Below are 9,242 nucleotides of genomic sequence, written 5' to 3'. Positions count from 1 at the left end.
TTTTGACGCCTTCCTCCCGTTGTTCACGCCCGATCAGAGAGGCCCTGGCCCGCGACCGGTCCTCAAGTTCGCCGACGACTCCGGCCCGATCGCAGCATTGATCAGCGAGCGGGAACTTGCACGGCTCGAAAACCGGTCGGCCGACGAAGCTTGCCCTGGGGATGAAGAGTGCCATGGAATTGGCTGATCCCCGAGTAATCGGGTGTGGGGACCGGAGGTGGCTCTGGCCTGGCACCGTCGCCGCAGTGGGCCAAATACGTAGCGAGCCAGCGTCACATACGCGCGCGTGGCCAGTGAGGCCTCGAATCCCGCCTTGAGCAGGACCGCGACACAGCGCTCCCGCAGCGCCATCGCGCTGGGGCCGACGGGAATCTGCTCGGCCGGCAGCCTGGCGGCGTTCCCGTGCCGACCCAGGCGCGGACCATGGCGTGTGCCGCCGCCCTCAGAGACTGCCGCCAGCTCGCCGAGGCCAGTTCCCGGTCGTCCAGCTCGACGAGGCCGAACATGTGGTCCACGACCTGCGCCACGAGCTCTGCCCGGTTGCCGAAATGCCGGTACAGCGTCGCCGTACCCGAGCCCAGGCGCTCGGCCAGGGCCCTCATCGACAGCGCCTCCGCTCCCCTCCTCGTCGACGATCCGCAGCGCCATGGCGACGATCCGGTCCGGTGGGACCGGCTGACGACCGGCAGCGCGGCGCACCAACTGATCCATCTCCTCGCTCAAGGCCACCGTGGTTGTCACGCGCGGGGACTTCGTCTTGACACGACCACCATATCGGTAACACTGTAGCCATTATGAGTACCTGGTCTGAGCCCCAGCCCGATTCCCGGTTCGTCGAGGTGGACGGCCTGCGAATCCACTACAAGCGCGCTGGGCACGGCCCGGCACTCGTGCTGCTGCACGGCAGTGCCTCATCCCTGCAGCACTTCGACCGCGCGACGGATCTCCTGTCGGATTCGTTCGACGTCATCCGACCCGACCTGCCGGCGTTCGGACTGACGGGCCCGCGCAAGGACCGCGACTACCGCGTCCCGGCGTACGCCGCGACGGTGGCGGGCTTCATGGAGGCGCTGGGCGTGCCACGCTACGCGTTGGCCGGCAATTCCCTGGGCGGCAACATCGCCTGGAACGTCGCGCTGGATCATCCGGAGCGGCTGACCGGCCTGGTGCTGGTCAATGCCACCGGCTACCCGGAGAAGACGGTGCCCGCAGGGATGCGCCTGACCCGCAACCCGCTGGTGCGGCCCCTGCTGAGGCGGGTGATGCCGCGGGGGGCGCTCGAACGCAACCTGCGCGAGGCCGTCGGGCCGCATTCGCGGATCGTGGACGACGCCATGGTGGACCGCGCCCATCAGCTCATGAGCCGCCCCGGGAACCGGTCGGCCTTCGTCGACTTCTGCAACACCGACCAGCCGGACCGCAGCGCGCAGATCCCCCGCATCACGGTGCCCACGCTGGTGCTGCGCAGCGCGAGCATCGACGGCCAGCACTTCGCCCGTGACATCCCCGGCGCCCAGGAGCTCGTCCACCCCCACGGCGGACATCTGCTGCCGGAGGAGGAACCGCAGTGGGTCGCGGACGCGATCGCGAAGTTCCTCGGCTCCTGCGCCGACACCCCCGCGAACTGAGGGCAAGGAGGCCCGTTCCATGAAGTACTTCGTCGCCTCGGGCGAGGACCGCAAGCTCACCGCCGACTCGCGCAAGGCGCTGCGCGGCAGTTTCATCGAGCTGTCCGACGGCGTCACCCACTACGAGTTGACGGGCCCCGAGGACGGGGATGTGGTCCTGATGGCGGGCGGTCTGACCATCCCGCTGTTCTACTGGGACGGCCTCGTCAGCGAGCTGCACGCCCGCGGGCTGCGCACTCTGACCTGCAGCGCCTACGGCCGCGGCTACTCCGACCGGGTACAGGCGCGATACGACGAGACGCTGTTCACGCGGCAGCTGGCCGAGCTGACGGACCGGCTCGGCCTGACGGCGCGGCCCCTGCACCTGGTCGGCACCTCCATGGGCGCGCTGGTCAGCATGACGTACGCCGCCCAGTACCGCTCGTCGGTGTCCACTCTCACCATCGTCGGCCCCGCCGGTCTCGCGAAACCGCGGTTGGCCTCCCCCAACCGGCTGCTGCGCAGCGATCTGCTGGCCGGAGTGGTCGCCCGCCGTCGCGGCCTTCAGCTGCTCCAGGGGCACCTGGGGCACAACGTCCGGGACCCCGAGCTCGGCGCGAAGCTGACCGAGATGGTCCTCGGCTCCCTCCGCTTCGAGGGCTCGCTGTACGCGGTCTTCGACACCCTGCAGCACCTGCCTTTCACCGGCCGTGACGACCTCTTCCGGCGGACGGGGGCACTGGGCATTCCGACGCTGCTGCTGTGGGGCGACGAGGACCACGTCACGCCGCTGGCGCACTTCGACACAGCACGCGCTCTGCTGAAGCCTCAGAAACATCACGTAATTAACAAATGCGGGCACATGGCCCCATACGAACGGCCTCGCGACGTCGCCGATCAGCTCGTCCCGTTCGTGTCCGCACGCACCGAAAGGCTCGACTCATGAACAGCCCTCAGGCCATCGACGTACTGATCATCGGTGCCGGCCCCTCGGGCTCCGCCTTGGCGATCGACCTCGTACGCCGCGGACTCGACGTCCGGATCGTCGACAGGTCCCCCCACGCTTTCGAGGGCTCCCGCGCCAAGGGCATCCAGCCCCGCAGCCTCGAAGTCCTCGAAGACCTCGGCGCTCTCGACGACGTGCTGGCCGGCGGCGGCATCTATCCCAAGCTCGGGATCCATGCAGGACCCATCGGTGTGCCGTGGAAGATGTTCCCCCACAAAGAGGCAACCCCGGACGTCCCGTACCCGAACACCTGGCTGATCCCGCAGTTCCGCACGGACCGCGCCCTGCACGCCCGGCTCAGTGAGCTCGGCCGCGAGGTCGAGTTCGGCAAGGAACTGACCGAGCTGACGCAGGACGAGGACACGGTGGTCGCCAAGGTGGCGGGCGCGGACGGGGTCGAGGAGATCGTCGCCCGCTATGCCGTGGGGGCCGACGGCGGCTCCAGTGCGGTGCGCAAGCAGCTCGACATCGGTTTCGCCGGGACGACGGACGAGTCCGACCGCGTGCTGATCGTGGATGCCTCCGTAAGTGGCCTGGCCCGCAACCGGTGGCACATGTGGCCCGGCCTCGGCGGCAAGCTCATCGGCGCCTGCCCGCTCCCCGACAGCGACATGTTCCAGTGGATGATCCGGCTCACACCCGACGAGAAGCCGCCCCAGGAGATCGGCGCCATCATCGACCGGATCCACTCCCACACCCGCAACCGGCACATCCAGCTGCACGAGATCCACTGGAAGTCCGTGTTCCGGCCGAACATCCGTCTTGCGAAGCACTACGGCCGCGGACGTGTCTTCCTCGTCGGCGACGCCGCGCACGTCCACACCCCGGCCGGTGCCCAGGGCTTGAACACCGGTATGCAGGACGGCTACAACCTCGGCTGGAAGCTCGGCCAGGTCCTCGCCGGAGCCGACCCGGCCCTGCTGGGCACCTACGAGGCCGAGCGGCAGCCGATCGCCGCCGGGGTCCTGGGACTGTCCACGGAGAAGTGGGGCGGCATCGCCAAGCTCGACCCCTCCAGCATGAAGCGCGGCAAGGACGAGCAGCAGCTCGCCCTGACCTACTACGGCGGCCCGCTCGCCCCCGCCGACGGCGACGGTGGCGACAGCGGCGACACCAGCACGCTGCACGTGGGTGACCGCGCCCCGGACGCCCGACTGCTCGGCGCCGACGGCGCCGAGACCCGCCTGTTCAACCTCTTCCAGGGACCGCACTTCTCCGCCATCGCCTACGGCCCCGGCGCCGCCCGGGACCTCGAACTCCTCGACTGGCCGACGACGGGCGCCCAGCTGAAGCGGCTCACCGTCGGATCGGCCGCGGGCGACGGCCGCGCCTTCTCCGACCCCAAGAACACGCTGCGGAGTGCCTACGGCCTGACCGGCGACACTCTGCTGCTGATCCGTCCCGACGGCTACATCGGGCACATCGCCACTCGGGATTTCCTCACCACCACACAAGCCGCCGTGCGGGCAATGACGCCGCAGGCAAGGAGCCGCACCATGTCCCAGCAGAGCCACACCTCCCCCGCTTCGGGGGCCGCTGAATGAGCCGCATACTGCTGCGCGGAGCGCAAGTCATCACGATGACGCCGGACCGGCCGGACGCCGAGCGTGTCGACATCCTCGTCGACGGCGGGACCATCGCAGCCGTCGGCGAACCCACCGAGGCGCCCGACGCCGAGGTCGTCGACCTCTCCGGCCGCATCGTCATCCCCGGCCTGGTCAACGCCCATCTGCACACCTGGCAGACCGCGCTGCGCTCCGCAGGCGCCGACTGGACGCTGATGGAGTACCTCACCCACCTGCACGGCGAGTGCGTCGGGCGCTACACCCCGGCCGACATGCACATCAGCAATCTGGCCGGCGCCCTGAGCCAGATCAACTGCGGTACGACCACACTCGGCGACTGGTGTCACAACGCCCTGTCGCCCGAACACGCCGACGCGGCCGTCGAGGGACTGGTCCAGGCCGGGATCCGCGCCGTCTTCCTGCACGGCACGCCCTACCGCTCGCCGGACACACCCCACCCGCTCGCCGAGATCGACCGGCTGCTCGACGGCCCCGTCCGCGACCACGCCCTCCTCACCCTGGGCATGGCACTCCAGGGACCCCAGTATTCCTCCGCCGAGATCGCGGTGGCCGACTTCCAGGCCGGCACGGAGCGCGGCCTCGTCGTCTCGATGCACCAGAGCGGCGGGGAACCCGGACCCGGCTGGGATGCGGTACGTGCCGCCGGGCTGTTCAGCTCCCTGACCAACGTCGTGCACGGAGCCGACCTGCCCGAGGACTGGCTGAAGACCCTCGTCGAGGCGGGCGTCACCTTCACCGCCACCCCGGAGAACGAACTGGGCCAGGGACACGGCACACCCGTCACCGGATCCCTGCTGCGCCTGGGCGCGGCACCCTCCCTGGGCACCGACATCGATACCGCCGTACCCGGCACGGTCCTCACCGCCGCCCGGATCGCTCTGGCCCACCAGCGCAGCCTGGACCACGCCCATCACCGGCAGACGACCGGCATGCACGCCGACACACCGTCTGTCACCAGCAAACAGGCACTTGCCTGGGCCACGGTCGAAGGAGCGAAGGCACTGGGCCTGGCAGACAAGGTGGGCCGGATCGAGGTGGGCATGCAGGCCGACCTGGTCGCCGTCGACGCCCGGGCGCTCAATCTGTGGCCGGCGCACGACCCCATCGCCACGGTCCTGCACGCCGACATCGCCAACATCGAAGCCGTAATGGTCGCCGGCACCTGGCGCAAACGCGATCACGTCCTGCTCGCATCCGGCCTCGACGAGGTCAAGGACCAGCTAGGCGAGTCCGGAGAGCGCCTGCTGCGCGGCCTCGGGCCCGCAGGCTCTCCCGGCTGACATACCGCAACGGCCCCCACGCATGAACCGCGCGCCGACGCGCACGACACCCCGTCCTCGTCGGCGCGATGGCCACGCGCCCTCAGAGCCGCACACCGCGGCCTCGTTCCCACAGCAAGAAGGTCCCGTGAGCAGCCCCATGCCGCCTACCGCGGGGATGCCCCGCGACGCTCTGCACCAGGAGCAGATCATGCAGGCGGCCATCACCCTTCTGGACGAGGGCGGCTTCGAGAGTCTGAGCATGCGAAGGCTCGGCAGCCGTCTCGGCATCACCGCGGCGGCACTTTACCGGCACATCAAAAGCCGACACGATCTGCTCCTGCTGGCCGCTGACACCGTCTGGGGGCAGACACCTCTCCCCGCTCTCGACGGCCTCGAACGGCGTCCGGCCTCACCAGGCGGGACGCCGAGCAAGCCGCCCAGAGGGTCGTCACGTTCGCGCTCGGCGCCGCCCTCACAGCCACCCCTCCCCCGTACGTGTCCTTCGGACTGCAGTCGCTTCTCGACGGCGTCGAAGCCAGGCTTGCCGCCCGTACCTGACCCGACACAGCAGAAGAGGCAGACGCTCAGCTCGACCGCCTTCCTCTGAACTGACAGGGCGACGGGCAGGAGACCTGACCTCTCCTCAACCCCACGCCTCCGCAGGCTGTGTCGTACCAGGAGTTCGGAAACAGCTGGTCGGTGTGCAACACCGCTCTCGAACAGCGGGGCGAGGGCTCGCCCGACGTCGGCTGAAGATCGCCTCTCACCCGCTCAATGTACGGCTCCCCCGAGTACGCCCTACTCGTGTGCGATGTGTGCGCGGTGTTCGACGAGTACGTCCAGTCCGAAGTCGGAGGTCAGGTCACGCCACACCGAGTGGGCGTGGTTGGCGTACCGCTGTGTGTTGTCGTACTCGATGAGGACGCGAGGGTCCTGCACCCGGTAGTAGTGCGGTTCCCCGGCGTCCGTGCTGCCCGCCCAGCACGAGTCCCTGACAGCCTCGCTCCATGCCGACCGAGATGACTCAGTGGGCGGGCGGCCTCAGGTTCGCATCGTCCTGGCTGGTCAGGCGTCGTCGCGCAGGTGGGCAAGCCCGCTGAGAAGGAGTTCGAGTCCGAAGGCGAACTCGTCCTCGATCGGAACGGGCATCGACCCGGCGACGGTGGCCGTTGCCGGGAACAAGGCTGGATCGACGCTCTGAAAGACGGCGGACAGTTGTGCGTCGTCGAGTTGCCCGCCGCCGCCATGACCGTTGACCTGTATGGCGAATCCGAGGACGTAGCGGGCGAGGGTGGCAAAGGCGTGCGCGGCCAGTCGCGGCGGGAAGCCGCTGTCGAGCAGCGCCGCGACACAGTGCTCCCGCAGCGCCATGGCGTTCGGCCCCAGGGGAATCTCTTCGACCATCAGGCGCGCCGCGTTCCGGTGCCGGGCCAGGGCCTCGAACATGGTGTGCGCTACCGTCCGCAGCGCTTGCTGCCAGCCCATCGCGAGGAGTTCGTCGCCTTTCAGTTCCACGGCGCCGAACATGCGGTCCACGACATGGGCGACCAGCGCTGCCCGGTTGTCGAAATGCCGGTACAGCGTCGCCGTGCCCGAGCCCAGGCGCTGGGCCAGCGTCCGCATCGAGAGAGCGTCGGCCCCTTCATCGTCCACGATCTGCAGTGCGGTAGAGACGATGCGCTCCAGCGGCACGGGCGGACGCCCCGGGCGCCGAGCCGATGCCGTGGTCGCTCGCGTGGGACCAGCTGCTGCCACTGAACGTCCACCTCCTCGGCCAGCACCATAACAGCAACACCGTATCCAGTATGGAGATCGCCGGTTGGGCATGGAGCGGCGGCGCCCCCTTCGATCAGCCCATCGACGACCGCTCGTCCGAGGTCGGCGACCGCTCCGATACCGTCCTGGACGTCGCCCAGGCTGCCCGCTGGTCGGGTTGCCTCGGCAACGAAACCACCGTCGTCCCCGTCGTCGCAGTGCCTCAATCACCCGTGCCGGCATCGCCGTTGCCCCTGTGGCCCAGTGCGCCAAGGCCCGCGGCAATCGCCACATCGGTGCGCTCGGTCCACCTGGCCTCACGGTTCGCCATCATCGTGACGGGCACGGCACCGATCGCGGACACCACCCGCACATGCCGTCCCTCATCAGTCCAGACATCGGGATCGAAGGCTTCCATCAACATGCGCTGCGCCCCGGAGAGGCGCTGCATGATCTCGGGCTCTCGCGTCAGCCCGAAGGCGCCGACGATGAGCGCACCAGTCCCCGGCCACTCCTCGATCAGCTCGACCAGCGCACCGAGCAGGACGGCGTCCCGCTCGAGCCCGACCGGGAGGCCCTCACTCGCAGCCGCCACTCGTGCTGCATGTTCCTCCGCGCGAGCCACCACGGCGTCCTGGATCCAGTCCATCCCGGTCGCACGGAGCGCCGCCGCGCGCCTCCCGCACTGCCCGAGCGGGCGCGACCCCGGAGGGCCCGCGGCAGCCGTGGGCGTCAGCGGACACGGCAACCGAGCACTCCCTCCCCCCGATCTCGCCCACCACAGCGATCGCACGGCGGCCATCGCCGCTGACCGACCGGCGGCCCGGCACGTAGGCCGCTGTGCCGCTGCTCGGCCTGGCCCGGCCGGCCAGGGCCGCGGCGGGAAGGAAGGAAACCTCGCCGCGGAGGAGCGCTTCCCCGGAAGGGGCAGAACAACCGCACCCCAGGTGCCTTCACTGTCGGACTTGTCGGGTGCCTGGAGGAACGAGACGTGCGCAAAAGCCGAGAGACTACGTGGTCAGCGGTGGCTGGCCGCATGCCATGATGCAGCCGCACCGCGGCGCCCTCGTCGCCCAGGCCATCGCACACAGGCTCGCCGAGGCCGTGCCGTTGGTGCCGGGCGCGAGTGACGGCGACATAGGCGAGACGGGCTGCAGAAAAGAGTTCAGTGCCCAGGTCAGGGCCACGGGACTGAACTTTTTCCTTTCGTCCGACAGCGGAAAGCGGTCGTAGACGACGGCCGGCGGTCACGCCCGGTGGCCCTGGAGACCGGCGTCCGTTCCTATCGTCCCCCGGCCACCCGTTCACCCGTTCGCTCGTTCAGCGGATCGGTACGGCCTGGTCCGGCCGGTCGGTCCGCTCGACGGGTGGCAGCACCATCTCCTCGTAGCGGCCCAGCGCCAGCACGACGCCGAGCATCAGCAGCGGAATGATCACAGCGACAGCCGCCATGCGTCCGGTCCTTCCCCGGGGAATGCGTGGTGGGGGGTGTCCCGTCGGGTCTCCCTCGCGCGGGCGGGCAAACCCGGGCGCCGAGCGGAACGGGGTGTGCCGCGTCCGTGTCGGCCCCGGGTGTTCGGGTACGCGGGGGCCACCGACCCATCTGGAGGGGAGTCATGCAGCGAGGCAGCGACCGCCTGAGCGCCCACCGCGACGACGAGATGAAGCACGAACTGCAGGGATTGCTCCGTTCGGGGCATCCCACCCGGACGGAGGAGTGGCACGACCCGGAGCCGTACGCCGAGGACGACCCGGAGGTGGCCTACGGGCCGGTGACGCCGAGCCGTGCGCCCGCCCGGGTGGAGGCCCTGCGGCTGGAGCTGGGCCGGATCCTGGGCCGTACGTCCTTCCCGGCGGGTCCTGCCGAGCTGACCCGTGTCCTGCGGGGCCTGCACGCCCCGGACGCGCTCGTGGAGCCCCTTGAGGGGCTGCCGCGGAAGGCGCGCTACGACTCGGCGCACCAGCTCGCGGAGGCCGTCGTCCAGGCCCAGGAGGCACGTACCAAGGCCGAAAAAGGAGACTGAGC

At 69.8% G+C, this 9,242-nt stretch carries 10 protein-coding genes and 1 pseudogene; 6 read left to right on the top strand and 5 right to left on the bottom strand.

Annotated elements, in window-relative coordinates; genetic code table 11:
- Positions 1-33 precede the first annotated feature (33 nt).
- Complete coding sequence (locus tag ABT147_RS43050) at positions 34-414, bottom strand: TetR/AcrR family transcriptional regulator C-terminal domain-containing protein (RefSeq protein WP_351417097.1); 381 nt, start codon at positions 412-414, stop codon at positions 34-36.
- A gap of 380 nt (positions 415-794) precedes the next feature.
- Between ABT147_RS43050 and ABT147_RS43045 the strand changes: the two genes are divergently transcribed.
- From ABT147_RS43045 to ABT147_RS43025, 5 genes are read left to right on the top strand one after another with little or no spacing between them, the layout of a single operon-like run.
- Positions 795-1,628, top strand: a complete 834-nt coding sequence (locus ABT147_RS43045) for an alpha/beta fold hydrolase (protein ID WP_351417074.1) — start codon at positions 795-797, stop codon at positions 1,626-1,628.
- A 19-nt stretch (positions 1,629-1,647) separates the two neighbouring features.
- Positions 1,648-2,553: an alpha/beta fold hydrolase gene (locus ABT147_RS43040; protein ID WP_351417072.1), complete on the top strand. Its 906-nt coding sequence runs from the start codon at positions 1,648-1,650 to the stop codon at positions 2,551-2,553.
- Positions 2,550-4,157 (top strand): FAD-dependent oxidoreductase, encoded by a 1,608-nt coding sequence (locus ABT147_RS43035; protein WP_351417070.1) that lies wholly within the window; start codon positions 2,550-2,552, stop codon positions 4,155-4,157. The genes ABT147_RS43040 and ABT147_RS43035 overlap by 4 nt, the downstream gene beginning before the upstream one ends.
- Entirely contained in the window at positions 4,154-5,479 is a 1,326-nt protein-coding gene (locus tag ABT147_RS43030; protein ID WP_351417068.1) for an amidohydrolase family protein, read from the top strand. The genes ABT147_RS43035 and ABT147_RS43030 overlap by 4 nt, the downstream gene beginning before the upstream one ends.
- A 22-nt stretch (positions 5,480-5,501) precedes the next feature.
- Positions 5,502-6,068 (top strand): TetR/AcrR family transcriptional regulator, encoded by a 567-nt coding sequence (locus ABT147_RS43025; RefSeq protein ID WP_351417066.1) that lies wholly within the window; start codon positions 5,502-5,504, stop codon positions 6,066-6,068.
- Positions 6,069-6,259: 191 nt separating this feature from the next.
- On the opposite strand, the pseudogene ABT147_RS43020 reads toward ABT147_RS43025, so the two are convergent.
- The 4 genes and pseudogenes from ABT147_RS43020 to ABT147_RS43005 all read right to left on the bottom strand — a co-directional run.
- A pseudogene (locus ABT147_RS43020) lies at positions 6,260-6,433 on the bottom strand (DUF3500 domain-containing protein); the annotation flags it as partial.
- A 93-nt stretch (positions 6,434-6,526) separates the two neighbouring features.
- Positions 6,527-7,153 carry a TetR/AcrR family transcriptional regulator gene (locus ABT147_RS43015; protein WP_351417064.1) on the bottom strand — a complete coding sequence of 209 codons (627 nt, stop codon included), beginning with the start codon at positions 7,151-7,153 and terminating at the stop codon, positions 6,527-6,529.
- Between the two features lie 286 nt (positions 7,154-7,439).
- Positions 7,440-7,865 (bottom strand): hypothetical protein, encoded by a 426-nt coding sequence (locus tag ABT147_RS43010; RefSeq protein WP_351417061.1) that lies wholly within the window; start codon positions 7,863-7,865, stop codon positions 7,440-7,442.
- 671 nt (positions 7,866-8,536) lie between these two features.
- Positions 8,537-8,668, bottom strand: coding sequence for a hypothetical protein (locus tag ABT147_RS43005; RefSeq protein ID WP_351417059.1), 132 nt, complete (start codon positions 8,666-8,668; stop codon positions 8,537-8,539).
- Positions 8,669-8,832: 164 nt separating this feature from the next.
- Between ABT147_RS43005 and ABT147_RS43000 the strand changes: the two genes are divergently transcribed.
- On the top strand, positions 8,833-9,240 hold the full coding sequence (locus ABT147_RS43000; RefSeq protein ID WP_351417056.1) for a DUF2795 domain-containing protein: 408 nt from the start codon (positions 8,833-8,835) through the stop codon (positions 9,238-9,240).
- The last annotated feature ends 2 nt before the right edge of the window (positions 9,241-9,242 follow it).

Origin of the sequence: Streptomyces sp. NPDC001868 (assembly GCF_040297125.1) — a bacterium.
In the GTDB taxonomy this organism is placed as follows: Bacteria; Actinomycetota; Actinomycetes; order Streptomycetales; family Streptomycetaceae; genus Streptomyces.
Note: the sequence above shows the minus strand (reverse complement) of the source record. Positions and strands in the feature narration are given on the sequence as shown.